The following is a 26,472-nucleotide window of genomic DNA, read 5'->3' on the forward strand; positions in this document are numbered from 1 at the left end:
TGTGAAATGTTGTTTTAAAACTAATTCTACACATTCTAACTTAAATGCATAATCATACTTTACTTTTTTTTCCATAAAAATGCCCCAAATAGTGTCTAACTTTTTGGGGCATGTTCACGGATTGCGAATGGCTTTTTTATTTTATTTTGAAAAGTAATTTTTTATTTTCCTTTATTAGCTTCAATAATGTATTTTTCCAAAGCCATTGTCATAGAAGGTGTTGCTGGTGTTGGTGCAAGAATATCTACTCTTAATCCATGGTCCAACGCTTCTTTTTGAGTAGTGCTTCCAAAAACTGCAATTCGAGTATTGTTTTGTTCGAAATCTGGGAAATTCATAAACAATGATTTTATTCCGGTTGGGCTAAAGAAAGCCAAAACATCATAATATACATCGGCTAAATCAGATAAATCACTCATTACCGTTCTGTAAAAAACAGCTGGAGTCCAGTCTACTTTTAATGCGTTTAGCGTTATTGGCGCATCGGCATTCAATTGGTCTGAAGCAGGCAATAAGAATTTTTCGTCTTTGTATTTTTTTATCAGCGGAGATAAATCAGCAAAATCTTTTGGTCCAACGTAGATTTTACGTTTTCTATACACTACGTATTTTTGCAGGTAAAAAGCAATAGCTTCTGATTGGCAGAAATATTTTAATCCTTCTGGAACTTTATAACGCATTTCATCAGCCACTCTGAAAAAATGATCTACGGCATTTTTACTCGTTAAAATAATTGCGGTGTAATGATTAAGATCGATTTTTTGAAGTCTAATCTCTTTTGCATTAACTCCTTCTACATGAATAAAAGGTCTGAAATCAATTTTTACTTTATGCTTTTGTTGAAGTTCAAAGTAAGGGGAATTCTCCACTTTAGGCTCAGGCTGTGACACCAAAATTGTTTTCACTTTCATATTTAACGGTTTCTAAGCACTCCCTTTTGTAAACCAATAATACATAAAATAATAGGGTGCTATTTCAAGAGCGCAAAGATATAAAATAAAATAAAACAACTTACCGAATATTATATTTTGATAATTTTTTATTGAAATCAAATAAGTTAAAATATTAATTATCAATATTATAGCAATAATTAGCAATGGAATATTTCTTGAAAATGAGTCGTAATAAAACAAAATAATATTCAACGGCAGTATGATTAGTCCAATATAGGTTCTATAAGTTACCTTTTGGAGGTTAAACTGCTCCATAAATTCTTCAATATTGAAGGATGTGGCTATTATTTTCTCAATCAAATATTTAGATAAAACAAAGAAAGTTAGGAAGGTAAAAATTTGAATGTAAAGGATCCAATCTGTCTTTGAAGCATGGCCAAAATAACTTAGCGAAATTTGGATGAAGAAAGCAAGTGAAATGACTTGGACAAAAAACAAGGAAATGGTAAAACCGCTTTTTAGGTGGCTGCTGTCTCTGTACACTTTGTTGTATTTATTGGAAAAAATTAAATTAGCAAAATCACCAAATCTGTTTTCGAAAACAGATTTTGTAACAGCAATAATAGCAAATGACAGAACAAAAAGCACGGTTGCCCAGTCTTTGCTCTCAGTTATTCTTGGATGAAGTATATTTTCGATCATAACGATGCAAAATTACTAATTTTTATATCATTCTTTTTATTATAATTTTATTAAGGATGAAATGGCATAAAAAGTTTACTTTTGCGGTGAAATTAGTCAAAAATATGAATGATTGTATTGTTATAATTCCTACCTATAACGAAATTGAAAATATAGAAAGCATTATTCGATCGGTGTTTTCGCAGCATAAATCTTTTCATGTTCTTATTATTGATGATAATTCACCGGATCATACTGCTGATAAGGTTGTTTTACTTCAGTCTGAATTTGGAGGGAGATTGTTTTTGGAAAAAAGAGAAAAAAAATCGGGTCTAGGAACGGCTTATGTTCATGGATTTAGATGGGCATTAGCGCATCAATATGATTTCATTTTTGAAATGGATGCTGATTTCTCCCATAATCCAAATGATTTAGAGAAATTATACAATGCGTGTCATTTTGGCGATGCTGATTTAGCGATTGGTTCGCGTTATGTTACCGGAGTAAATGTGGTAAACTGGCCGTTGAGCCGTGTATTGATGTCTTATTTTGCATCAGTTTATGTACGAATGATTACCGGAATGAAAATTCATGATGCTACAGCAGGTTTTGTTTGTTACAAAAGACAAGTGCTCGAAGAGATCAATTTAGATAAAATAAAATTTGTTGGATATGCTTTTCAAATTGAAATGAAATACAGAACGTATTGTAAAAAATTTCAAATTGCTGAGGTTCCCATCATTTTTACCGATAGAACAAGAGGGCAATCAAAAATGAGTAATTCGATAATTATTGAAGCCGTTTTTGGAGTTATTGCACTTAGATTAAAAAGATTAGTCAACACATTATAAGAAAAAGACAGGATGAACAGGGTTTTAATTAAGAATGCCAAAATAGTAAATGAAGGGGTGATTTTTGAGGGCGATGTATTAATTGAAAATGACTTAATTGTTGAGATTTCAGAAAGTATTAGTGCAAAATCCTCTCAATGTAAAATCATTGATGCCGAAGGGAATTATTTGATTCCGGGTGCAATTGATGATCAAGTGCATTTTAGAGAACCAGGACTTACGCACAAAGGAGACATCGAATCAGAATCCAGAGCAGCGGTTGCAGGAGGAATTACTTCATATATCGAACAACCGAATACGGTTCCTAATGCGGTTACCCAAGAAATATTAGAGCAAAAATACGAGTTGGCTGCCGAAAAATCGTATGCGAATTATTCTTTTATGATGGGCGCAACCAACGATAACTTGGAAGAAGTTTTAAAAACAAATCCAAAGAATGTTGCCGGAATAAAAATATTTTTAGGTTCCTCAACAGGGAATATGTTGGTAGATAATGAAGCTACTTTAGAGAAAATATTTTCGAGTACACCCATGCTTATTGCGGTGCATTGTGAAGATGAAGCGACTATCAAAAATAATTTAGAGAAATACAAAGCAGAGTTTGGAGAGGACGTTCCTGTTACGGTTCATCACCTTATCAGAAGCGAGGAAGCGTGTTATATTTCGTCTTCCAAAGCGGTTGCGCTGGCTAAAAAAACAGGGGCTCGCTTGCATATTTTTCATCTTTCGACTGCCAAAGAAATGGATTTGTTTACAAACAAAATTCCTTTGGAAAATAAGAAAATCACTGCCGAAGTTTGCGTGCATCATTTATGGTTTACCAATGATGATTATGCTACTAAAGGCAATCTTATAAAATGGAATCCAGCTGTAAAAACAGCGAATGACAGAAAAGTACTTTGGGAAGCATTGCTGGATGACAGAATTGATGTGGTCGCAACGGATCACGCGCCACATACTTTAGAAGAAAAAAAACAATCGTATTTGAATGCGCCTTCTGGTGGGCCATTAGTGCAACATGCTGTTGTAGCTATGTTTGAAGCGCATCACCAAGGAAAAATAAGCATTGAAAAAATTGTGGAGAAAATGTGCCACAATCCTGCGAAAATTTTCAAAATAGAAAAACGTGGTTTTATCAAAGAAGGCTACTATGCGGATTTGGTAATTGTAAATTCAGGTTTGCCTTGGAGCGTAAAAAAAGAAAATATTTTGGCTAAATGTGGTTGGTCTCCATTTGAAGGTTTTACGTTTAAATCCAGAATTACCCATACTTTTGTAAACGGGCAATTGGTTTATACTGCTTTTAAAGTAAAAGATATTCGTGCAGGAAAACGTTTATTATTTGATAGATAAAATTTTGTAAATGAGAAAAATCATAGCATTTTTAACGATTGTAGCACTGTTTGTAAGCTGTAAAGAAGAAGTGGTGAACAAGCCGAAACGACTTATAGAGAAAGACGTTATGGTGAATATTATGTATGATTTATCTATTTTGGAAGCCATAAGAAATCAAAATCCGGCGTCTTTGGATACCTTTAAAATAAATTCGAGAGACTATATTTTTAAAAAATATAAAATTGACAGTGTTCAATTTGCTAAAAGCAATGTTTATTATGCCTCTGATTATAATGAATACAAGAGCATGTTTGAACAAATGGGAAAGCGATTGGAAGCAAATACAAAGAGTGTGGATTCTTTGGTCAAATTGAAAAAAAAGAAAAAGAATCCTATTGTTGACAAAAAGCAAAAACAAGCTGCAATCAGCAGGGATACTACAAAGTTAGACTAAGAAAAGAACTTATAGATTAGAGATTTCTTTGATGTATTGGTGAATATTTATAAAATCAGTTTTCAAGGTGTCTTTAATCTTTTGGTTCGAAAATATAGTTGTCGAGTACGAAGCTTTAGCAGTTGTTTGAGACAGTTTTCTCTTTTGTTGCAACACATTCGAAACAAACCAATCCAATCTCCAAAGCATTTCCATAAAAAAGGGTTTTGCGTGAATTTCAGGTTTTTTAACACCCAATGCATCAGCCATAGAATTCAGAATGTCACGGAAAACACTATTTTCGGCAATCAAGGTGAAGCGTTCATTTTTAATTTCGCTTTGCATTAATTGATGTGCCATTCTAACAACATCACTAACGGCAACAAATCCTGTTGAACCCAGCGTGTAAAATTTTAATCCGTTTTTTACTTTCGTAAAAAGTTGTCCACTTCCTTGCTCTCTAAAACCGGGGCCGAGAATAACGCCTGGATTTACAATTATTACCGATAATCCTTCTTGTTGCCCACGCCAAATTTCCATTTCGGCACCATATTTAGAAATGGCATAATCATTATGTGGTTTTTCTGGATTCCATTCGGTTTCCTCGGTAATGAATTTTTCATGAGGCAGTAAATCGCCCAAAGTAGCAATAGAACTTACAAAACACAGTTTTTTTATTTCATAAGCAATGCAGAAATTCACAATATTCGCGGTGCCTTCAATGTTTGTTTTTCGCAATGCATCTTCATCTTTTGGGTCAAAAGAAATTAAAGCGGCACAATGATACACGGTGTCAATATTTTGAAAGGCGATTTCTAACGAAGGAACTTCGGTAATATCAGCGGGAACCCATTCAATTTGGTCGAACAGCGATTCCTTTTTATAGGTAGCGAATAGGGATTTGGTTTTCTTCATCGAAGCGAGACTTCGATAAATGGCGCGTACTTTTTCACTCCCGATACTTCGGGATTCAATTAAATGAAGTAATAAATGTGCGCCTACTAAACCAGTTCCTCCTGTAACTAAAATCATTTTGTAAAGATAATTAGATTGTTCGATTTTTAGACCGATAGATTTTCAAATTATGCAATTAAAGCTATCTTTGTGAAAATTGATTTTTATAAAATGAAAAATATTATTTCCGAATTACAATGGCGCGGTCTAGTTCACGACATTATGCCTGGAACTGAAGAGCAACTTCTAAAAGAAATGACAACGACTTATATAGGATTTGATCCAACATCGGATTCCTTACATATTGGAAGCTTAGTGCCTATAATACTTTTGGTTCACTTGAAAAATTTTGGACATAAACCTATCGCATTAGTTGGTGGAGCTACAGGAATGATTGGTGATCCATCAGGAAAATCGGATGAGAGAAATCTCTTGGATGAAGCGACTTTGAATCATAATGTAGAGGGAATAAAAAGTGTTTTATCTCGTTTTTTAGATTTTAATTCGAATGAAATAAATGCGCCAGTTCTGGTAAATAATTACGATTGGATGAAGAATTTGTCATTCATTAATTTTGCTCGTGATGTGGGTAAACGAATCACAGTGAATTACATGATGGCCAAAGATTCTGTAAAGAAAAGATTGTCGGGTGAAGGCGAAGGAATGTCTTTTACGGAATTTACGTACCAATTAATTCAAGGGTATGATTTTTACCATCTGCACAAAGAATACAATTGTTTGTTGCAAATGGGGGGTTCTGACCAATGGGGGAATATTACAACAGGAACAGAATTAGTTCGTCGTATGAATGTAGGTGAAGAGGCTAAAGCATACGCAATGACTTGTCCTTTGATAACAAAAGCGGATGGTTCTAAATTTGGAAAATCCGAAGGAGGAAATGTTTGGTTAACCGCTGATAAAACTTCGGTTTATAAATTTTACCAGTTTTGGTTGAATACGACCGATGTTGATGCAGAAAAATACATTAAGATTTTTACTTTCTTAGATGCGGCAACAATAGATGCGTTAATAGAAGAGCATAAAACGGCTCCACATTTAAGAGCTTTACAAAGAAAATTGGCCGAAGAGCTTACGGTTTTTGTTCATTCAAAAGAAGATTTAGAAAATGCGATAAAAGCATCGAATATTTTGTTTGGGAATTCGACTTCGGATGATTTGAAACAATTGGGTGAAGCAACTTTCTTAGATGTTTTTGATGGTGTTCCTCAAGCGGAAATCAGCAGAACCGAAATCGAAGCAGGAATTGATATCGTTACTGTTTTGAATGAAAAAACAGGTTTTATGAAATCGAATGGAGAAGCAAGACGCGCTTTGACAGCTAATTCTATTTCAGTGAATAAAGAAAAAGTTGCCGAGGATTTTGTGCTTTCAACAAAAGATTTAATCAATAATCAGTTTGTATTGTTGCAAAGTGGAAAGAAAAATTATTTTGTGGTGAGAGTGGTTTAATAGCTTATTTGTTTATTCGTTGATTTGGTTAACCGAATCAACAAATTACCAAATAGACTTTAAAGAACCATCAAGTTACAACCTCTAATATCAGAATTATCAAAACGTCCCAATACCTCGAAAGAGTTGTTGGGATTTTTTTTGCCCAAATCCTGCGTAGCAATAAACGAACAAGAATTAATGTTGGCCAAATCAATCACGTTGATTCCGCCTGTTTTTCCGTCTTGAATGTAGGTTAAAGCATCTTCTGTGTCACGAACGAGGATTTGTATCCAAGAAGGGTATTCAAATACGCCGTTTCCTAAAGAATAGGCTTGCGAAAGCAATTCGGTCATTCCATATTCAGAATGTATGGCAGAAACGCCAAATCCTTTACACAATTGTTCGTGTAATTCTTCCCGAATCATTTCTTTGCGTTTGCCTTTCATACCGCCAGTTTCCATGATAATGGTATGCTGCAGTTGAAACTCATGTTTTTCAATTAAATCCAATAAAGCAAAAGTAACACCAATCAGAATGACATTTTGACCGGCTTGGTCTAAAGCTATGAGTTTGGCAATCAGTTCGTCATGATTGTGCAGGTAAAAACCACTATCAGGATGATTGGAAAGTTCAATTAAATCCTTGACCATGTAAATTAAGGAAGAACCTTCTCGTTCTAGATAGGATGGAAGCAAGGCTAAAACAACATAATCTTCGATATTGCCATAGAATTCTGAAAATCCTTTGCGGTAGCTTTCTTCATATAAGGTAACATCGGTAACCAGATGTTTGCTGGTAATCATTCCGGTTGTTCCGCTGCTGGTAAAAGTTTCCTGAATTGGATTAGTATTGGAAACCACTTCATGACTCTTAAAGAACTGAATCGGTAAAAAGGGAATCTGCTGTAATGACTTTACTTTATGAGGATCTGTTTTTAAAAATTTACAAAACTCTTGATAGACCAAGTTGTTTTCGTATTGGAAACGAAACACTTTCAAGGCGATTTTCTCAAACTGTTTTTGACTGGAAATAGCAAATATATCGGAGGATGTAATCAAGAATTTTTTTTGCAAAAGTAATCAAAAATTTTAAGGCAAGCTCATTTACAAAAGTGCAATAGTATGTTTTTGGACTCGCCTACATTAGAATTCGGCATAAAAAAAAGCCCCAATAGGAATTGGAGCTTTTGTATTTAAATGTTGACGTATTATCTTATAATTAGTTTTCTGGTCGCAGATGCCTCTTTTTCATTAATCTTTATGATGTAAACACCGGAAGTTAGATTAGAGACATTAAGCTCTCTGGAACTAAGCATTGTTTGAAGCACTTTTTTTCCTAAAACATCAAAGATAATGATTTCTTTATCTAAGTCATTTTTTGAAGTAATGTAGACTTTCCCATTACTCACAGGGTTCGGGTACAAGTTTAAACCTTCGATAACGGCGGTTTCTTGTGTTTTTGGTTGTTGCTTAGTTTCCTGAGCATTAGTGCTCATAGAAAATAAAAAAACCAATAAAAGGGTAGTATAAAAGTAGTTTTTTGCCATCGGATTAGATTGAATAGTAAATATACAAAAAATAATTCAAAAAGCGTACCAAAAAAAACATCCTGAAAACTCAGGATGTTTGATATAAATATATGCGGGTGTTTTTTATAAATTCGATAGTAAATTAACACCATCTACAATAGCCCATGCTCCAGGAGTCAATACTGCTCCAGATGCTGTTGTGCTTGTTGTGAAGTTTGCAGGTAAGAATGAAACTGTAAAAGCTGCACCAGCGCCCCATTGAGCTGTATGAGTGTCTGAAATTTTTACATTTAACATTTTTATTTTACCAGTAAGAACTTGATTTGTGTTTGTAGCAGCATCTTGTATTCTAACGGCAACCGCATTTACTGTTGTAGTTCCTGAAACTGCAGTATTTGTGTATCCTGAAATTACTACATTAGAATATTCTCCGTTTCCTTCTTTTTTGAATTGGATTGCATCTATTTCAAGTGGGTTACCAGCCTCAGTTGCTGTACCGGCAGCTCTTCTTAAAGTAATATTAGATACTTTTGGGAAGAAAGTATTGTTCACACTTTTAGCTTCGATTTCCATTCCAAAATTTCCAGCTCCAGTTTGATAAGCATACCAGTTAGTGTTTGCTTGACCTTGCCATCCATCTTGCCAGTCAAAAGAATCATCTGTGTTTCCGTAAGAAATAAGGTTTTTGGCACTTACTGTTCCTCCGTAAAATTCAAAACCGTCATCAGCTCCTTTGTAAGCAACAAGATTTTCTAATACTGTTCCAGAACCTACTGAATAGAATGAGAAACCATTCATCTCAGAATTTCCGTCAAGGATTTTTTTACCTGCATATTCTACTCGTACATATTTCAAAGAACCACCATTATGAGCAGCATTTGTACCACCGTAAACTATATTTGTTCCGTCTTCAGAAGTTGCAGTTGTAATAGCACTTCCGTCAGCTGCTTTTCCAGAAACGATAGGAGCATCACCAAACATGATTATACCTCCCCAAGAACCTGCAGTTTTAGATTTTTCAGTAAATACAACAGGTTCTGCTGCAGTTCCAGAAATATTTAATTTTCCGCCTTTTTCTACTAATAAAGCATCTGTACCGTCAGCTACATCAGCAGTAATTACTGAACCAGCTTCAAAAGTTAATGTAACATCGCTTTTTACTCTTACTGTACCTTTAATAGTATAAACACCTTTTGTGTAGGTTTTTGTTGCTGTGATATCTCCTGTGATTTCACCCGTTGCAGTTGGTGGAGTTGTTACTACATCGTCATCACTTGAAGTACAACTTGTAAAAACCAAGCTCAATAATGCAAGACTGAATACTAATTTTTTCATTTTTAATGATTTTAAAATTATAAGTTTTTTTTGTTAATTATTTATTTCAAAAGTACTTCCGAGCTTCTGAAATTTAGTTATGTAATTGTTATTAAAGTATTATATAACAATGAATTTGATGTAAAGTTTATGTTACTTACGTAAACAAAAAAAGAGCTATTAAAGCTCTTTTTTTGTTGTTTTTAAAACGTGTATCCTATGTTAAAGGAGAACCCGACACCTTTTTTGAATTCTCTTAAAATTAGCGAGTCTTCTGTAATGTTTAAAGTGCTTTTGCTTCCCAACTCTTTTTTATAACTTGGATTTAAGATGTTGTCTACTCCAAATTTAAGTTCGATACTTTTTGAAATTGAGTTAGTCCAAACAAAATCTAATTTACTGAAAGATTTCTCGTAGATATGATCAATTCCTGAAGAACCTACAGCGAAAATACGGTCTCCATAAACATTATATACTAAGGTCATAGAGTTTTTCCAATCTTTATTAAGGATGAAGTCATACTTTAAATCAGAATTGATTAACCAGTTTGAAGCACCTTGCAGCTTACGATTTGTGCTGTTTTCTAATTCATTCCCTTGTTTCTTAATGTCAATTTTAACATCAGTACTCATCAATGACGTATTGAAACCTAAAGAGAAATTAGAAAGAGATTTACTGATTCTGCTCAATTGGAAAAGCATTTCTATTTCGGCACCATAAATAACCGCTTGCTCTGAGTTTTTGAAAGTTGTGATTTGTCCACCGCTATTTGCAGTTGGTTTGAAAACTCTTTCAATAGGATCGTTAATCATTTTTCCAAATACTCCTACAGCAAATAATTCTTTACTGTTAGGAAACAATTCATATTTGAAATCAACATTATAGTTTTCACTGTCTTTCAAATCTGGGTTTCCACTTTCTGAAGTTCCATCGGCATTGATGTAATTTATTGGTAACAACTCCATCGCAACTGGACGAGTTATTGTTTTTGCCAATGATACTCTCAAATTACTGTTTTCATTCAAAATACGTTTCGCATTTATAGATGGTAAGATATCAAGTTTGTCATCTGTCTTTTTGCGGTAAGCGCTTCCAAAAGGATCACCTTGTTGTCTGTATTTTATGGTACGAGTAGAACTTTCACCTCTAATACCAGCATTCAAATCCCATTTTTCTCCAAGATTCATGAACAAATTGAAGTAACCTGCATTAACAAACTGATTCAATTTTACTTTATAATCTCCGTTAGATTCTTCCTGAACATAAACAATTCCGTTGTTGATATCTTCGTTGATGTTTTGGCTTATAGTACTTAAATCAGCAGTATAGTTTTTCTCCAAATTTCTTCTTCCTGAGAAGAAACGGTATGAAGATTCCATGTCGTTCAGCGAACTGTTGTATCCAATAGATAATTTATTAGAATCTTCCTTATCTCCAAATTTTAAATTATATTCTAAAAGTGAAGAGTAATAGAAGTTTCCTTTTACATCAAGAAATTGACGGTTCAAGTTATTACCACCATAAGACATATTTATTTGGCTGTCACTTACTTTTACACCAGTGATAAATTTTCTGTCAGGTTGTTGAAAAGAAGTTTTCACATAAGAACCTCCAGCTTTTATGCTGTGTTTTCCGTCTTCGGTTAATTTATAATCACCGTACAATTGTGAGTTCCAATAGTTAGATTCTTCGTATTGATTTAATCTAATAAGGTTGTTTGTCTGATTTGCCAAACTGTTTGTGTACCCTAATTGGTCTTGAATTTTGCTTTCAGTCGCTTTAATCAAGAACGTATTGAAGCTTAAATTAAAACGATCTGTCTTGTACTTCAATCCTGCTAAACCAGAAAAAGTAGTTTGGTAGCTGTATTGCGTATTGTATAAATTATTGTCGTAGTTCCCTTGTCCAAGATTGAAAGTTCTGTCAACACCTTCTCTGTATGAGTATTTGTTGTCAAAGTTGAAAGACATGATGTAACTAATGTTTCTTTCGTTTTTAAGATTGAATTTTTGAGCATGTAAAAATCCAATACTAGAATTCAAAGGACTTTTTGTATTGTTAACATCCCATGATTTTTTACCAAATCCATTTTCGTATTCAGCAGGAGAAAGTTTTTGTCCACTTGGAACTGATCCAAAAATACCAGGAAGTGCTCTGTCATTACCAATCAGTCCTAAAGTTCCCTTTGTAGAATTTGCATCATCAGAAAGTAAAAAGTCTTGAAGATTATTGTTAGTCGTATATCCAAAACCAATATTCAATTTAGTAATGTTTTTTGGTTGAGGTGTTTCGATATTAACGGTTGCTCCGGCAAAATCTCCAGAAATGTTAGTATTGAAAGTTTTGTAGATATTTAATACTCCCACAACATCAGTAGGGAATAAATCTAATGGAATGATTTTTTTGAAAGGACTGTTTGATGGTGATTGTAAGTCGTTTATCAATAAGTTATTGTAACGGTCTTCTAATCCTCTGATGAATAAACCTCTTCCGTCAACTTTAGTGATTCCGGTAATTTTTGTCAAACCTTCCTCAACATCGCTAACTCCTTTACGAGCCATTTCTTGAGCACCGATACTTTGTTTAATTACGACCGCTTGTTTTTGGTCTAATAAAAGAGCTGTTTCCTTTTCTCTGCTTGCTGTGTTTCTTACAACAACATCTTTCAGGGTATAGCTACCAGAACCTAGTGCTCTGTTAATAGTTACTGTTTCATCAGCAACCACTGTCACAGGAATTTCTACAGATTCATACCCTACAAAACTAAGTTGTAAAGTATAGCTTCCAGGTAGTATAGTTATGGTATATTTACCATCAATATCAGTATTAGTTCCTATATTTGTTCCTTTAATAAGAACGTTAGCAAAAGGTAAAGACTGATTATTAGCATCTTTGTCTGTTAAGATTCCAGAAATCGTTCCTTTATTCTGTGAAAAAGAAATAACTGTTATTAATAACGTGAAAAATAGTAACTTGAATTTCATTTGGTTTTAATTTTTTTGCAAAGTAACGCCTGAAATGTAAAATGTAAGTTACTGGCTTGTTATGGTTATGTTTTGTTTTGGGTCCTAAAATCACCCCAATATTAAATTATGGTTAACACCATTTGAATATCCCATTTATTATTACATTTACAATTCAAAAACAATTTTTGGCGCTTTATGAAGAAGAAAAACACGAAGATTTTATTAGTAGATGATGAACCGGATATCCTAGAAATAGTAGGGTATAACCTCTCTCAAGAGGGGTATCAAATCGTTACGGCAGCAAATGGTAGAGAGGCAATAGCGAAAGCTAAAAAAGAAATGCCAGACCTTATTATAATGGATGTAATGATGCCGGAAATGGATGGAATGGAAGCTTGCGAAAACATTAGAAAGATTCCTGAACTCAGTAATGTAATCATCACTTTTTTGACTGCCAGAAGTGAAGACTATTCTCAAGTTGCAGGTTTTGATGCCGGTGCAGATGATTACATCACAAAGCCTATTAAACCTAAATTATTAGTCAGTAAAGTAAAAGCATTATTACGCCGATTAAAAGAAAAGGAGCAAAACAGCGAAACACTTAATGTAGGCGGAATCGAAATAAATCGCGAAGAATATAAAATCGTTAAGGATAATATTGAAATTGCATTGCCTAGAAAAGAGTTTGAATTATTCTACCTGCTTGCTTCAAAACCTGGAAAAGTATTCAAACGTGACGAGATTCTCGACAAAGTCTGGGGAAATGAAGTAGTTGTTGGTGGAAGAACAATTGATGTTCACATCAGAAAACTAAGAGAGAAAATAGGAGAAGAATTGTTTAAAACAATAAAAGGAGTAGGCTATAAGTTTGAAGTGTAAATGACAATAAATTTTAAAAAAACATATCGTTTTGCCGTAAAGTCAGCGCTTTACATCACTCTTTTTTCTACAGGATTAGTTGGTTTCCTCACGTATTTATTTTTCACTTTCTCGTATCGCATTTGTTTAATTTTTGCCATTGCGATTGCTGCATTTTCATTTTTGGTCATACAGTATCGAGTAGAGCGATTTATCTATAAAAAAGTTAAAAAAATATACGATGACGTTTCTTTATTAGAGTCAAGTACTTTTAGAAACCAGCCCATTACAACCGATATGGCGACGCTTACACGCGAAGTGAAAAAGTTTGCCACCGATAAAAAGTTAGAAATCGAAACTTTAAAAGTTCGTGAAGAATATAGAAGAGAGTTTCTTGGGAATGTTTCTCATGAGCTCAAAACGCCACTTTTTATGGTTCAAGGATATTTGTCAACCTTGCTCGACGGAGCAATGAGCGATAAAACAATCCGAAAAAAATATTTAGAACGCGCCGAAAAAGGAGTAGAACGATTGATTTATATCGTACAAGATTTAGACATGATTTCTAAACTGGAAATTGGAGATTTGAACTTAGAAATTGCCGAATTTGACATTGTGAAATTAGTTCAAAATGTCTTTGATTTGCTCGAAATGAAAGCTTCTAAGAAAGATATCCTGTTGATGTTTGACATGAAATACAACAAACCGGTCATGGTGGTTGGGGATCAGGAAAAAATACAACAAGTAGTGATGAATCTTGTTGTAAACTCAATCAAATACGGAAAAGTAAAAGGTTCTACTGAGGTAAGTATTGAAGATTTGACTGATGAAAAAGTCATTGTTCGAATCACGGATAATGGAGAAGGAATAGAGAAAAAAAATATCCCAAGACTTTTTGAGCGTTTTTACAGAGTTGATAAGAGCGGAGCAAGAACCGAAGGCGGTTCAGGTTTAGGTTTATCCATTGTAAAACATATTATTGAAGCGCATGATGAGAAAATTTATGTAAATAGTAAATTTGGAATTGGATCTGAATTTTCTTTTACAATTGAAAAAACAAATAAACGCAGTGAGTAAAGTTTAGAGTCAAAATATCATTTTAAAGTTAGGTAATTTTTAATATAACATGAAGGCTTTTATTTGGTACAAAAAAGATATATTTGTAACTATTTAATATACAGGTAATTAATTTTTATTCATAACGATTTATTAACATTAGTTTTTTATTAAATTAACAATTACGTAATGTTTAATTAACATTACGCAATCACCTTTGGGGTACTAAATAAACAACATTTAATCGTGAAAAAAATAGTAATAATTATTGCAAATATATTTGTAGTAAATGTAGCAGTTGCACAAGTTACTCCTGTTTTGGAAAGTTCTAAAAAAACAGAAATCCCTCAACAAACAGTTCCTTTAAGTAAAGAGGAGCTTACTAAATCCATAGTTCATGTTTTGGACTCCATCAAGAAAGTAAAGGATGCGCAGGAAAAAAGTAAGGAGAAAAAAGAACAATGGTATGATAAAATCGGCATAAGAGGTTATGTTCAGGTAAGATACAATGGCTTATTTTCTTCTAATGATAAAGTTTCCTGTGATCAATGTGATAAGTCTTGGGGCACAACTTCAACAGTCATTGATGCAAAATCGAATAACGGTCTTTTTATAAGACGAGCCCGTATCGTATTTTCCGGACAAATACATCCTAATGTATATTTTTACATACAACCGGACTTTGCAAGTTCTCCGACATCTGGAGTTAATAATTTTGCTCAAATTAGAGATGCGTATTTTGATTTGTCATTTGATGCAAAGAAAGAGTTTCGTTTAAGAATTGGACAAAGTAAAGTGCCTTATGGATTTGAAAATTTGCAATCCAGTCAAAACCGTTTGACATTAGATCGTAATGATGGTTTAAATAGTGCTGTGGTAAACGAAAGAGATTTAGGAGTTTTTTTTTACTGGGCTCCAAGTAAAATCAGAGATCGTTTTGCAATGTTGGTAAAAGATGGATACAAAGGTTCTGGAGATTATGGAGTATTTGCATTTGGTGCTTATAATGGACAAACAGCCAACAAGTTAGAAGCAAATAGAAACTTACACGTAGTGACAAGAGTAAGTTATCCTTTTGAGGTTGGAGGTCAAATTATTGAGCCAGGTTTACAGGCCTATACTGGAAAATGGGCTTTTACTAATGAACTTTCAACAGGAGTGACAACGCAGGATAAACTATATACAGTCGACCAAAGGGTTGCAGCTTCTTTCATTCTTTACCCTAAACCATTTGGAGTTCAGGCAGAATATAATTTCGGAAAAGGACCTCGCTATGATAAAACGACTAATACGGTAGAATCTTCGGATTTAGAAGGCGGTTATGTTACCTTAAACTATAAATGGGATTTGCCTAAACAGCAATATATTTATCCTTTTGTCAAATTTCAATATTATGATGGCGGAAAGAAATTTGAGAAAGATGCCAGAAGTTATGTAGTAAGAGATTATGAACTTGGAATTGAATGGCAGCCTATTAAAGCATTTGAATTAGTAGCAGAATGGGTGATTGCTGATAGAACGTTTGAAGACAGCGCGCTTCCAAATAACAGACAACGAGGTAATTTATTGCGATTACAGGCTCAATTCAACTTTTAATAAATTGTTATCATTTATTTTGGATGGATTAAATAATTATTAAAACAAGCTAAATAATAAAGATAGTATAATACTGGCTTAACATATTGTTAATGTAACGCATGTACTTTTGTACAAATTTATAAATAACCATAAAATGACTATCAAAACGAAATTATTCTTAATGTTGCCTTTAATTGGAATGTTAAGTTGCGGTAAAGCAAAAAATGAAGATAAGGGAACTGAAGATAAAGTAACAGCTACAACATCAGTTACAATCAAAGGAAGTGATACTGTTTTGCCATTGGCACAGAAAGAGGCTGAGGAAATGATGAAAACAAATCCCGAAGTTAGTCTTACTATAGTAGGAGGAGGAACCGGAGTTGGTGTTACCGCTCTTTTAGACGGAACCACGGATATTGCAATGGCCTCCAGAGATTTAAAAACAGAAGAAAAATTAAAATTTTCTGAAGCCAAAAAAGAAATCGAAAAAGTTACTGTTGCCTTTGATGCTTTAGCGGTTATTGTTAATCCGGCTAATAAAGTAGGTCAGTTAACACGTGAGCAATTGGAGAAAATTTATACAGGACAAATCAAGAACTGGAAAGAAGTAGGTGGTGAAGATGCGAAAATTGTAGCGTATTCAAGAGAATCTTCTTCAGGAACGTATGAATTCTTTAAAGAAGAAGTAATGGATAAAAAAAATTACGCGTCTGATATCTTGAGTATGCCAGCAACAGGAGCTATTGTTCAAGCAGTAAGTCAAACAAAAGGGGCTATCGGATATGTTGGATTAGCTTACGAAACTAAAGAAGTGAAACAACTTTCTGTTTCGTATGACCAAGGAAAAACCTTTGTTGCGCCTAGCGTAGCTTCGGCTAAAAATAAAAGCTACCCAATTTCAAGACCATTATTCTATATTTTTGATAAGGTAAATGCTGCAAAAGTAAAAGCGGTAGTGGATTTTGCTTTGTCACCAGAAGGACAAAAAATTGTTTCTGAGGTGGGTTACGTGCCATTAAATTAACATAGGTTATTATTAAATCAAAAGGCTGCCTTGTTTAAGGTAGCCTTTTTTAGTTGTTTCATTTTTAGCAACTTGAGTTTGATTAAAGATATGAAGGCAATTTTTCGTACCTTACATACTTAACTTTAAATTAACGCAAGGTTAATATGTAAAATACATTCGTAACATTAGCCTAACGTAATTTTGCTGTAAAATAAATCACCAAGTTTGAAAACAAATTTTAAAAAAATAAAGGAAAAAATAATTGAAACCATATTAATGCTAAGTAGTGCTGCTACTAGCATTACTGTTGTTTTGATTGTCTTTTTTCTATTTATTGAAGGCGCGGGAGTTTTTACCAAAAAACCTATTGAAGAAGGTTTTTTGTTGGCAGTACATTCGACTAATTCAATACAAAAATTAGAACCTTCTCAGGTAAAAGATATTTTCGATCAAAAAATCACCAATTGGCAACAGGTAGGCGGAAAAAGCGAACTCATCGTTTTATTTAGAACCGAAGATATTACGGAATTTTATTCTGAAGCCGAATTAGGTGAAAACTTCGAACATTTTCCTGCGAAAATAGATGAATATATTTCGAAAACGCCCGGCGTAATTGCCTTTTTTTCGGATAAATACAAAGCGAAGAATTTTCATGGGAAAGAATTAGAAATCAACAAAATTAAAATTTTTGAATTTCTTTCCGGAGAGGAATGGTTTCCAACCGCACAACCCATTGCGCAAATGGGAGTTAAGGCATTGATTTATGGTACGTTATGGGTCAGTTTTGGAGCGATACTGTTAGCATTGCCAATTGGCTTGGCGGCAGCTATTTATCTGAGTGAAATAGCCAGAAAAAGAACGCGTAATATTTTAAAACCACTCATCGAGTTGTTGGCGGGAATTCCATCGGTAGTGTATGGTTTTTTCGGATTAGTGGTTATAGTACCTTTAATTCAAAGTGTTTTCGGATTGCCCGTCGGAGAAACAGGATTGGCGGGAAGTATTGTTTTGGCTATTATGGCATTGCCAACGATTATCACCATTTCCGAAGATGCGATGCGAACAACTCCTCGCGCTATGAAAGAAGCCAGCTTGGCTCTAGGAGCGAGTCATTGGCAAACAATATATAAAGTGGTAATTCCCTATTCGGCTTCCGGAATTACTGCAGGAGCCATTTTAGGAATTGGGCGTGCTATTGGTGAAACGATGGCAGTTTTAATGGTAACGGGTAATGCGGCAATAATTCCGCATACACTTTTAGCACCACTAAGAACCATTCCCGCTACCATTGCGGCCGAATTGGGTGAAGCCGCAAATGGCGGGCTGCATTATCAATCGTTATTTGCGCTTGGATGTATTTTATTCCTAATTACTTTTTGCATCAATATGTTGGTGGAATTGGTTACTAATAGAAATTCCCATAAAAAACATTAAAAGATGAATAAAGAAATGCGTTTAGCAAAACAAAAAAGAAGAAGCCAGAAAATTGCTTTTGGGATATTTCAATTTACCAGCTATACCGTTGTAGCGCTGTTATTTGTGATATTATCCTTCATAGTAATAAAAGGTATTAGCGTTATCAGTTGGGAGTTTATTTTAGAAATGCCAAAAGAGGGTATGACTCAAGGCGGAATTTTTCCGGCGATAGTAGGAACACTTTGTTTGGTTTTTGGCAGTATGATTTTCGCCTTCCCTGTGGGTGTTTTGGCCGCTATTTACATGAATGAATATGTGAAAGATGGCTGGATGAAAAAAATTATCAAGCAAATGACAAATAACCTTGCCGGAGTTCCTTCGATTGTCTTTGGGCTTTTTGGGATGGCCTTGTTTGTTAATAAATTGGAATTTGGAGATTCTCTTTTGGCAGGATCGTTGACCTTGGGATTGCTGGTTTTACCAGTGGTAATCAGAACCACCGAAGAATCATTAAAATCGGTTGATGATACTTTTAGACAGGCCAGTTTAGGTTTGGGAGCCAGTAAATGGCAAACCACGAGTAAAGTAGTTTTCCCTATCGCTTTTCCAAATATTATTACTGGGCTAATTCTTTCCGTAGGAAGGGTTTCCGGGGAAACAGCGCCAATTTTATTTACCGTAGCGGCTTATTTTTTGCCAAAATTACCCACTTCAATTTTCGACCAGGCTATGGCGCTGCCCTATCATTTATATGTGATTTCAACCAGTGGGACGAATATAGAAGCATCTCGGGCAATGGCTTATGGAACGGCACTTATTTTAATTATAATTGTATTAATTTCTAATTTATTGGCGAATGCACTTCGTAAATATTTTGGAAAAAAAGTAAAAATGAATTAGTATGCACAAAATTGAATCAAAAAACATCAATTTTTATTACGGAGAAACCCAAGCTTTGCATGACGTTTCGCTATCAATGAAAGAAAATACCGTTACTGCATTAATTGGACCTTCCGGTTGTGGTAAATCGACGTATCTGCGTTTACTAAATCGGATGAATGATTTGATTGATAATACGAATCTAACGGGTACGATTTTGATCGATGGGCAAGATATTTATGCAAAAAACACCAATGTAGATGATTTACGTAAAAATGTCGGGATGGTATTTCAAAAACCAAATCCGTTTCCCAAATCTATTTATGAAAATGTTGCATATGGTTTAAAAGTAAACGGAATTACCGACAAAAAAATCATTGAAGAACGCGTAATTACTTCTATAGAACAAGTAGCGCTTTGGGGAGAAGTGAAAGACAAATTGAAGAAGTCAGCTTTTCAACTTTCAGGAGGACAACAACAACGTTTGTGCATTGCCCGCGCATTAGCGATTCAACCTTCTATATTGTTAATGGATGAGCCTACATCGGCTTTGGATCCAATTTCTACCTCCAAAATTGAAGAACTTATTTATGAATTAAAAAATAAATATACAATAGTTATTGTAACACACAATATGCAGCAAGCAGGACGTGTGAGTGATACCACTGCTTTTTTCTATATGGGTGAATTGATTGAATATGATAAAACAAAAGCTATATTTACAAAACCGTCACAAAAACAAACGGAAGATTATATAACAGGAAGATTTGGATAAGATTGACTTTGATTTGTATTCAGAATCGTTTAATTTAAATTTTTTTAAATCTTTAAAAAATGGGGTCACACATAGAAACAGAACTAGGAAAGCTTAAGGGCATAATAATAAAAATAGAAAATTTAGCCGAAAGTCAGGTGACTGAGGCTGTCAAAGCATTACTTTCAGAATCTGTCGCGGAAGGTAAAGAAGTAAAAAAAACAGAAAATAGGATTGATAAATTGGATGTTAAGATTGATGAGATTTGTCAAAGTATTTTTGCCTTACATCAGCCAGTCGCTTCTGATTTACGTTTTATTATGTCAGCCATGCAGATTAGCAATGAGATAGAAAGAATAGGTGATTTAGCCATAAGCATTATAAAAAAATCTAAAAATATTAAAGACAAACATGACTTAATTGTTAAGTTCAGTATTGCTGATATTGCCAGACAAGTGGAGTCGATTACAATAAAAACAAATGAATGTTTTTTAACTCGTAATGAAAGTACGATTGGTGAGATTTTCATATTGAATAATACCATAAAAAATGAAAGTGACGAAGCCATTCACAACATTATAAATGAAATGAAGATCAATTCTAAAACGGTAGTTTCAGGAACAAATCTTGTGATTGTTTTAAAACATTTGGAACGTATTTCGGAGCATTGTACAAATATTGCAGAGTATGTTTATTTTATTATTAATGCCAAAATTATCAAGCACGAAAAATTTGGAGACAAGAAATTTGACACCGACAATCTGGATTAATTTTTCGAATTTTTTATAAAAGCACACTAATTCTATACTTTGAATGTATGGTAATTAGTGTGCTTTTTGATTAAGGAAGAAACCTAAATTAGGGCTTTTGTATTTGAAGTGTTTTGCAAATTACAGTTGTATGACGATTAATTCTTTTCAAAAACTTGGAATACTATTTTCCAGTCTAATGTAGTGTCTAATCGAGGCAATCCTTTATATTCCTCAATCTCTAGAATATTTTCCATTCTAAAATCATCTTGTGTTGCATAAGGAACCAGACCTTCTTTCTTCATTTTTTTGGCTAAATATTCTTGTTCATATTGCCCGGGTGTTGGAATAAAAAAAGCTTTCTTTCTCAGTTGCGCTAAATCCATGATTGTAGTATAACCCGAACGGCAAAGAACCATTTCACTTTCGTTAAAAGCCTGCTCCAGTTCAGTTGAATTCATGAAGTTGTAATAGGTGACATTTCCAATTATTCTTGTTTTTTGCTCCTTTTCTATATTTCCCTCAATGAAAATTGCATTACCACTGTAGTTAACAATTTCTTCTTTTAAATGTTTTTCTAACATGCCACGTTGAGGTTCAGGACCAGAGAGAATTACTAGTAAATCATATTTTTTTGGTAACAATTTCTTTTGGAGTCTGCTCAAAGGACCAATATATTTTGTTTTGAGATTTGGATTGTCAATATGACCTAATTTGCCGGTTAAATTTGGAGTTCCAGATAGATCGGGAACCCAGCATTCCGTATATTTTTTTATAATTGATTGATGAATTTTACTGGTTATCCAAGTAGTATTTCCGGTCATCACATTCAATTGATGGGTAATAAATACAGAAGGTACTTTTTTGCTGAAAACACCCAATCTATTGTCTGAAATAATACCGTCTATTGCATATTTTTCAATCCAATTTTGAATTATTTTTTTTTCTTCCAGAATGGCTCTAATCATTTTTGGGCCATTCTTTATTAGTTTCCATTTAAAATTGGCGCCATTTTTAGCATATTCAATTTGATAGGATGGGAGTTCCAGAGTTTGTACGTTGGGAAACTCTTTTCGGAGTAATTCAAGAGCAATACCATCAGAGGCAATTATGGGAATATAGTTGTTCTCTTGTAAAGCTCTAATAATTGGAATGCAACGGGTGGCATGACCTAAACCCCAGTTTAAAGGCGCAATCAAAATAGTTTTAGGGGCGGTTTTTATATCCATTTCTAATTGTATCAAATGTTTTTTATAGTTGAAAGATACATAAGTTAAGCCCTTTTTTGTATTTGCAAAATATTACTAAACTATTAAATTATCCAATTATTGAATACTATTTCAGATTATTTTTCTCCTTTTTTTAGACTAAAATAAAGAAAGGCTATCTTTTACAGACAGCCTTTCCGATATGTTTTCTATAAAAAAATTATTCTTGTATGTAGGTTTTATTTCCGTTTGAGTTAATGTAATACTTTCCGCCACGAGGCCCAGTATATACTTTTTTACCATTGTATTCACCTGTTATTTTGTCGGCTACTTTAGGTGCTTTTTCATTGGTTTCCTTGATTTTTTTTACTGATTTGCTGCTTGTAGCTTTTTCTTTTATCGCAGTTTTAGCCGTCGCTGCTTTATCTTTGGCAGTTTCTGCTTTTTTTGTAGCTGTCTTTTTAGATGCTGTTGCTTTTTCTTTAGCTATGGCAGCTTTATCTTTTGCGGTTTCGGCTTTATCTTTGACTACTTTATCTTTAGCAGTTTCCGCTTTTTCTTTAGCTGTAGTCGCTTTGTCTTTTGCAGCTTCCGTTTTGTCTTTTGCTATTTTTTTAGAAGTAGCAGCTTTATCTTTTGCAGTTTCGGCTTTGTCTTTTGTTGTTTTTTCTTTAGCTGTAGTTGCTTTGTCTTTGGCAGCTTCTGCTTTGTCTTTAGCTGTTTTTTTAGTCGTGGCTGCTTTTTCTTTGGCTATAATAGCCTTGTCTTTGGCAGCTTCTGCTTTATCTTTTTTGGCTTTTGCTAATTTTTCGGTTTTAGCTTTTGCAGCTTTCTTTTCAGCAGCAGTTTCTTGTGCCTGCAAGTTTGCTGACAAAATAATTACAAAACATAACAACAGTAATTTTTTCATAATAATTTGATTTTAAATTTTATATAATAAAAATAATAAAAAATAATCATAGTTTATAAATTCAATCAATGAAATTATTCCAAATTTCAGTATTAAAAATAAGCTCTCAATTGAACATTTCCAGTATGAATGGTTTGGCTTGATTCGCTTTTTCGCCCTTGATAATTGAAATTAATGTCTAAAAACTGTGTGATGTTTTTTTGTAAAAGCAATCTCCAGGTTAGGTTCTGTCCAGTTTGTAATCCTTCCAGCATTTGAAATCCAACCGAAGAAAATTCATTTCCTTCAAATTTATTTTGGTAAAAAGAGGCTTCGCCATTCAGCGTTATTTTTTTATCGCTGGCGTAGGAAAAGGAAGTTCCAAAACGGTTTTGTAGTAACGTTTCGAAAACTCCAATTTGGTTTTCTTTGCTTTGCAATTCATAAAAGAGATCCCAGCTGGTGTTTTTAGAGAATAAATAACTGATTTTTGGTGCCAATTGATATCCGTTTATGTCATAATTTTTTTCCGGAAAATTCTCTGATTGAATAGTTGTCTGGATTGTTTTGGCAAAAAAACCGAACAGCCAACTTTTTTTGTACAAATGTCCATACTGCAATTGATGCGAACTGTTGGTGGCTTCTTGCGAACCTATCGATAACAAGTTTTTTGTTTTATTCTGAAGATAAGAATAGGTAACCGAATGGTTTTGTTTTCCCCGATTGTAAAACAAGCTGTTCCTCAAGCTGGAATTCAATCCGAGGACATTTTCATTAGAACCGCTAAACGGGTTTAATTCAAAATTGTCTCCGTCACTTCTCGTTTTTCGGTCAATAATAAATGCGGTTTGATTATAGAAATAAGAAAGTAATTTTTTTAATCCTTTTTCATTTTGCCATTGATTCGGGTTTAAGGTCACGGATTGTGAGAACTTATTTTGATGTGTTTTTATATAGATCCGATTGGGCAAAAACACTCTGATGAATTTTGCCTGATCGATAAACGGAGCGACTTCAAACTCCTGCAATTCCTGAATTCCATTGCCGTTATAATCATTCCAGGTATAAACGCCCTGACCTGCGGAAACCTCCAAATACGTAAATTCCTGTTGCGGAATGGTTCCTGAATTCGTTTCATAAACGGTTGTGCTTTGGATTAATTGATTGAAAAAACGATCCGTGTAAACTATTCTGGAATTTAATGTAGGTTCTCTTTTTCTCGTTGCATCCACAAAATCCAAGATTCTGTAATTGGCATAAATAGATAAATCACTTCTGTTGGTTTGTATCAATTTAGATTTTAACATGAAAGTCTGGGAGGAATTTACCCGCTGCAGCAGCCTCCCGACACTTTGGGATTGCAGGCTGTCATTGGTTCTTCTTAAATAGCCCAATTCTACAAAAACTTTTGTGCTGTCGCCACGACCGGTAAAAAAACCATACTCCGTAAATTTTTGGCTTAGAGCTGAAAACTGATTTGTTGCTTTGTCTTTTTCTTGATTGTCTTCTAAACGCAAGCTGGAGCCAACCCAATTTTTATCGAAATGAAAACGCATTTGGGATTGGTTTCTTAAAAATTTCGACGATAAAACACTTCCATCGCTTTTCAGGAAACTGCCTTGGTTTTGAAAAGTCCATTTTTTTATTCGAAACAAACCATTTAAAATATGTCTGCTACCCGAAAAATTTTCAGAGAAATCCAGTTTTTCAAACTGATACAACAACAGTCCTTTAGTAGTAGATTTTGGTTCTGGATTTAAGTCCAATTGCAAACCGGAAACCAATAAACTTTGATTTCCAATGGCAGTGGTTCCTAAATTCCAGTCTCGGTCAAATTCTATATTGTACAGTCTTTCCACAGATCTGAAATCTTTTTGTATAAATTGATAATTGGCAAAAGCATCAACCTGCCATTTTTTTGAAAAAAGCCGTTGCTTGGCATTGATTTTTCCCGCCAAGCCTTGATTGTTGGCGTCATCAATGGATGAAAATAAATTTTGATCATTGTTGCTCAGGCCAATTTCAAAATCCACAGCCGTTTTTTCGCTGGGTTTGTATTTTCCCAAAAAGGTGGCAACTTGAATTTTTGTTGGCGCAATAAGCTGAATTATGGGTTCATAATTTCCTTGAGGAATACCGTTTATGGGTTCAATATATTCATAAACCCGGGTAATGGTAGCCGAATTTGTCACGATATAATTCCCATTATTTGCTCCGACCAAAGTGAAACGGACGTTGAATAATTCCTGTTGAGCATCATTTGAATATTCGAAAATTTCAACGGCGTTGAATATCGTTTTTCTATACAACACTTTGTTCTCGGAATAGGAATCAGCATAGGATGAAGGCGCTGTCATTAAATCAGGATTGTCTCCGGAATTGACTAATATCTGGGCTTGTTCTTGTGATAAATTTTGTTGTAGTGGTTGGTTTTTCAAGTCGTTTTCCGAGTATAAATAGCCTCCAAAACTCCATTTTTTATTTTCATGCGTGGCACCGGCATACGTTACAAAACGGGTGTAATTCCTATCGGAATATTGATATTCTATGGCAATCCGCATTTCGGAAGTGATGGTAAAAAGTGGCGTAAATACAATTTCACCGGCATTGTAATCTATCGTATAATCATTGTTTTCACCTCGTTTCAGTAAAATACCATTTACATAAACCCGCTCTGAGCCCGAAACTACCAGAACATACAATTCTCCGTTTTGTCCCTTTAATTTGTAAGGACCTTGATTGCCTTCCTGTCCCACAAAATTGCTTTTGGCATATTGTCCTCGAACTAATGCTGCTGATGCAAATACATTCGTTCTGTTTTCTTCGGTTCCAAAGTTGAAATTAGTCGACAGTCCCTGTACTTTTTTATTGAAATTCAAGAATTGGGTTTTCTTGTTTTCCAGAAAAATATCTCCTGCTCGAATGTTCCATTGGTCACTAAATAATTCCATGAAAACATTATCAAACTGATCCAGTTTTTGAGAATAGCCGCCATCCTGCAATGGAATATTACTGTCTTGAATGGAAGCTCTTAAACTTACTTTTTCGGAAATTTTACCAGTAATTTGTAAATCTAAATTAGAATTCAAAACAGCATTTTGATTGTTTCCTATAGTAATACCACGGGTAATGCTTCCGGAAGTATTCAAGCCGTCAAAAGGCACGTTTTTCTTTAGGTTTTTTGCTTCAATTTTATACAAATTCCCATTCCCGGCTTCATTGCTGACGACTCTGCTGGGGTCGTAAATGCGGTATTCCTGGGTTAGTATTTCTGGGAATTTAAGATACTGTACTGTAAGCGAATCGGAGGTAAAAGAGCTGTTTTCCTTTAAAATCAAAGTTCCCTTTTTGAAATTTATTTTAAATAAAGTACTATCGATAAGTTTGCCATTGGCGTCAAGCAATTTGAAAAAACTGGAATTAATACTTTCTTTTTCAATGTAAATAGTGTCGCGGGAAAGAAGGATTTTTTTGGTTTTGTACAGCGAATTAATTTCCTGAGCATGGAGCCCAGAAAAACAGCCTATTACAATCCAAAAAAGTAATTTTTTCAACATAAATACTATAACTCGAAAGTACCAAAAGTAGTATTTATAATTCGATAATTAGAAAATGTGCCAATCAGAAAATCGAGGAATAGACAAATCGACATATTCTGGTTTAGAGTGCTTG

General features: G+C 34.1%; 22 protein-coding genes. 12 read left to right on the forward strand and 10 right to left on the reverse strand.

Annotation, left to right across the window (positions count from 1 at the left end; all coding sequences use genetic code 11):
* Window positions 1–161: 161 nt before the first annotated feature.
* On the reverse strand, window positions 162–911 hold the full coding sequence (locus QLS31_RS07745) for a uroporphyrinogen-III synthase (RefSeq protein ID WP_099714209.1): 750 nt from the start codon (window positions 909–911) through the stop codon (window positions 162–164).
* A 12-nt stretch (window positions 912–923) separates the two neighbouring features.
* Entirely contained in the window at window positions 924–1,595 is a 672-nt protein-coding gene (locus QLS31_RS07750; protein ID WP_282743364.1) for a DUF4271 domain-containing protein, read from the reverse strand.
* A gap of 104 nt (window positions 1,596–1,699) precedes the next feature.
* Here QLS31_RS07750 and QLS31_RS07755 point away from each other — a divergent pair, with 104 nt between their 5' ends.
* From QLS31_RS07755 to QLS31_RS07765, 3 genes are read left to right on the forward strand one after another with little or no spacing between them, the layout of a single operon-like run.
* Entirely contained in the window at window positions 1,700–2,425 is a 726-nt protein-coding gene (locus QLS31_RS07755; protein ID WP_282743462.1) for a polyprenol monophosphomannose synthase, read from the forward strand.
* 12 nt (window positions 2,426–2,437) lie between these two features.
* Window positions 2,438–3,778: a dihydroorotase gene (locus QLS31_RS07760; protein ID WP_282743365.1), complete on the forward strand. Its 1,341-nt coding sequence runs from the start codon at window positions 2,438–2,440 to the stop codon at window positions 3,776–3,778.
* Between the two features lie 10 nt (window positions 3,779–3,788).
* The gene (locus tag QLS31_RS07765; RefSeq protein WP_282743367.1) at window positions 3,789–4,214 is read left to right on the forward strand and encodes a DUF4296 domain-containing protein; all 426 of its coding nucleotides are present in this window, start codon (window positions 3,789–3,791) and stop codon (window positions 4,212–4,214) included.
* Window positions 4,215–4,223: 9 nt separating this feature from the next.
* Here the strand turns inward: QLS31_RS07765 and QLS31_RS07770 are convergent, their stop codons facing one another.
* A complete protein-coding gene (locus QLS31_RS07770; RefSeq protein WP_282743369.1) occupies window positions 4,224–5,225 on the reverse strand; it encodes an NAD-dependent epimerase/dehydratase family protein in 1,002 nt (333 codons plus the stop codon).
* 93 nt (window positions 5,226–5,318) lie between these two features.
* Between QLS31_RS07770 and tyrS the strand changes: the two genes are divergently transcribed.
* On the forward strand, window positions 5,319–6,617 hold the full coding sequence (gene tyrS / locus QLS31_RS07775) for a tyrosine--tRNA ligase (RefSeq protein ID WP_282715113.1): 1,299 nt from the start codon (window positions 5,319–5,321) through the stop codon (window positions 6,615–6,617).
* Between the two features lie 59 nt (window positions 6,618–6,676).
* Here tyrS and QLS31_RS07780 read toward each other — a convergent pair whose 3' ends face one another.
* From QLS31_RS07780 to QLS31_RS07795, 4 genes are all read right to left on the reverse strand, one after another.
* Window positions 6,677–7,657, reverse strand: coding sequence for an acyl transferase (locus tag QLS31_RS07780; RefSeq protein WP_282743371.1), 981 nt, complete (start codon window positions 7,655–7,657; stop codon window positions 6,677–6,679).
* Window positions 7,658–7,806: 149 nt separating this feature from the next.
* Complete coding sequence (locus tag QLS31_RS07785) at window positions 7,807–8,145, reverse strand: T9SS type A sorting domain-containing protein (RefSeq protein WP_099714215.1); 339 nt, start codon at window positions 8,143–8,145, stop codon at window positions 7,807–7,809.
* Window positions 8,146–8,250: 105 nt separating this feature from the next.
* The gene (locus QLS31_RS07790; protein WP_282743373.1) at window positions 8,251–9,462 is read right to left on the reverse strand and encodes a hypothetical protein; all 1,212 of its coding nucleotides are present in this window, start codon (window positions 9,460–9,462) and stop codon (window positions 8,251–8,253) included.
* A 182-nt stretch (window positions 9,463–9,644) separates the two neighbouring features.
* Complete coding sequence (locus tag QLS31_RS07795) at window positions 9,645–12,425, reverse strand: TonB-dependent receptor (RefSeq protein ID WP_282743374.1); 2,781 nt, start codon at window positions 12,423–12,425, stop codon at window positions 9,645–9,647.
* Window positions 12,426–12,602: 177 nt separating this feature from the next.
* Here QLS31_RS07795 and QLS31_RS07800 point away from each other — a divergent pair, with 177 nt between their 5' ends.
* From QLS31_RS07800 to phoU, 8 genes are all read left to right on the forward strand, one after another.
* Window positions 12,603–13,286, forward strand: a complete 684-nt coding sequence (locus QLS31_RS07800; protein WP_099714218.1) for a response regulator transcription factor — start codon at window positions 12,603–12,605, stop codon at window positions 13,284–13,286.
* Window positions 13,287–14,342, forward strand: coding sequence for an ATP-binding protein (locus QLS31_RS07805; protein ID WP_282743375.1), 1,056 nt, complete (start codon window positions 13,287–13,289; stop codon window positions 14,340–14,342). It begins immediately after the preceding gene.
* A gap of 225 nt (window positions 14,343–14,567) precedes the next feature.
* On the forward strand, window positions 14,568–15,917 hold the full coding sequence (locus QLS31_RS07810; RefSeq protein ID WP_282743377.1) for a porin: 1,350 nt from the start codon (window positions 14,568–14,570) through the stop codon (window positions 15,915–15,917).
* A 136-nt stretch (window positions 15,918–16,053) separates the two neighbouring features.
* Window positions 16,054–16,923, forward strand: a complete 870-nt coding sequence (locus QLS31_RS07815; RefSeq protein WP_282743379.1) for a phosphate ABC transporter substrate-binding protein — start codon at window positions 16,054–16,056, stop codon at window positions 16,921–16,923.
* A 207-nt stretch (window positions 16,924–17,130) separates the two neighbouring features.
* Window positions 17,131–18,339 (forward strand): phosphate ABC transporter permease subunit PstC, encoded by a 1,209-nt coding sequence (pstC, locus tag QLS31_RS07820; protein ID WP_282743381.1) that lies wholly within the window; start codon window positions 17,131–17,133, stop codon window positions 18,337–18,339.
* A 3-nt stretch (window positions 18,340–18,342) separates the two neighbouring features.
* Window positions 18,343–19,221, forward strand: coding sequence for a phosphate ABC transporter permease PstA (pstA, locus tag QLS31_RS07825; protein ID WP_282743382.1), 879 nt, complete (start codon window positions 18,343–18,345; stop codon window positions 19,219–19,221).
* Between the two features lies 1 nt (window position 19,222).
* The gene (pstB, locus tag QLS31_RS07830; RefSeq protein WP_282743385.1) at window positions 19,223–19,975 is read left to right on the forward strand and encodes a phosphate ABC transporter ATP-binding protein PstB; all 753 of its coding nucleotides are present in this window, start codon (window positions 19,223–19,225) and stop codon (window positions 19,973–19,975) included.
* A gap of 59 nt (window positions 19,976–20,034) precedes the next feature.
* Window positions 20,035–20,724, forward strand: coding sequence for a phosphate signaling complex protein PhoU (gene phoU, locus QLS31_RS07835; RefSeq protein WP_282743386.1), 690 nt, complete (start codon window positions 20,035–20,037; stop codon window positions 20,722–20,724).
* A gap of 137 nt (window positions 20,725–20,861) precedes the next feature.
* Here phoU and QLS31_RS07840 read toward each other — a convergent pair whose 3' ends face one another.
* The 3 genes from QLS31_RS07840 to QLS31_RS07850 form a co-directional block, all read right to left on the reverse strand.
* Window positions 20,862–21,932 carry a glycosyltransferase gene (locus QLS31_RS07840; RefSeq protein WP_282743387.1) on the reverse strand — a complete coding sequence of 357 codons (1,071 nt, stop codon included), beginning with the start codon at window positions 21,930–21,932 and terminating at the stop codon, window positions 20,862–20,864.
* Window positions 21,933–22,131: 199 nt separating this feature from the next.
* Window positions 22,132–22,821, reverse strand: coding sequence for a hypothetical protein (locus tag QLS31_RS07845; RefSeq protein ID WP_282743388.1), 690 nt, complete (start codon window positions 22,819–22,821; stop codon window positions 22,132–22,134).
* Between the two features lie 92 nt (window positions 22,822–22,913).
* Complete coding sequence (locus tag QLS31_RS07850) at window positions 22,914–26,357, reverse strand: hypothetical protein (RefSeq protein ID WP_282743389.1); 3,444 nt, start codon at window positions 26,355–26,357, stop codon at window positions 22,914–22,916.
* Window positions 26,358–26,472 lie beyond the last annotated feature (115 nt).

It is taken from the genome of Flavobacterium sp. XS2P24, assembly GCF_030010285.1.
GTDB classification, from domain to species: Bacteria; Bacteroidota; Bacteroidia; order Flavobacteriales; family Flavobacteriaceae; genus Flavobacterium; species Flavobacterium algoritolerans.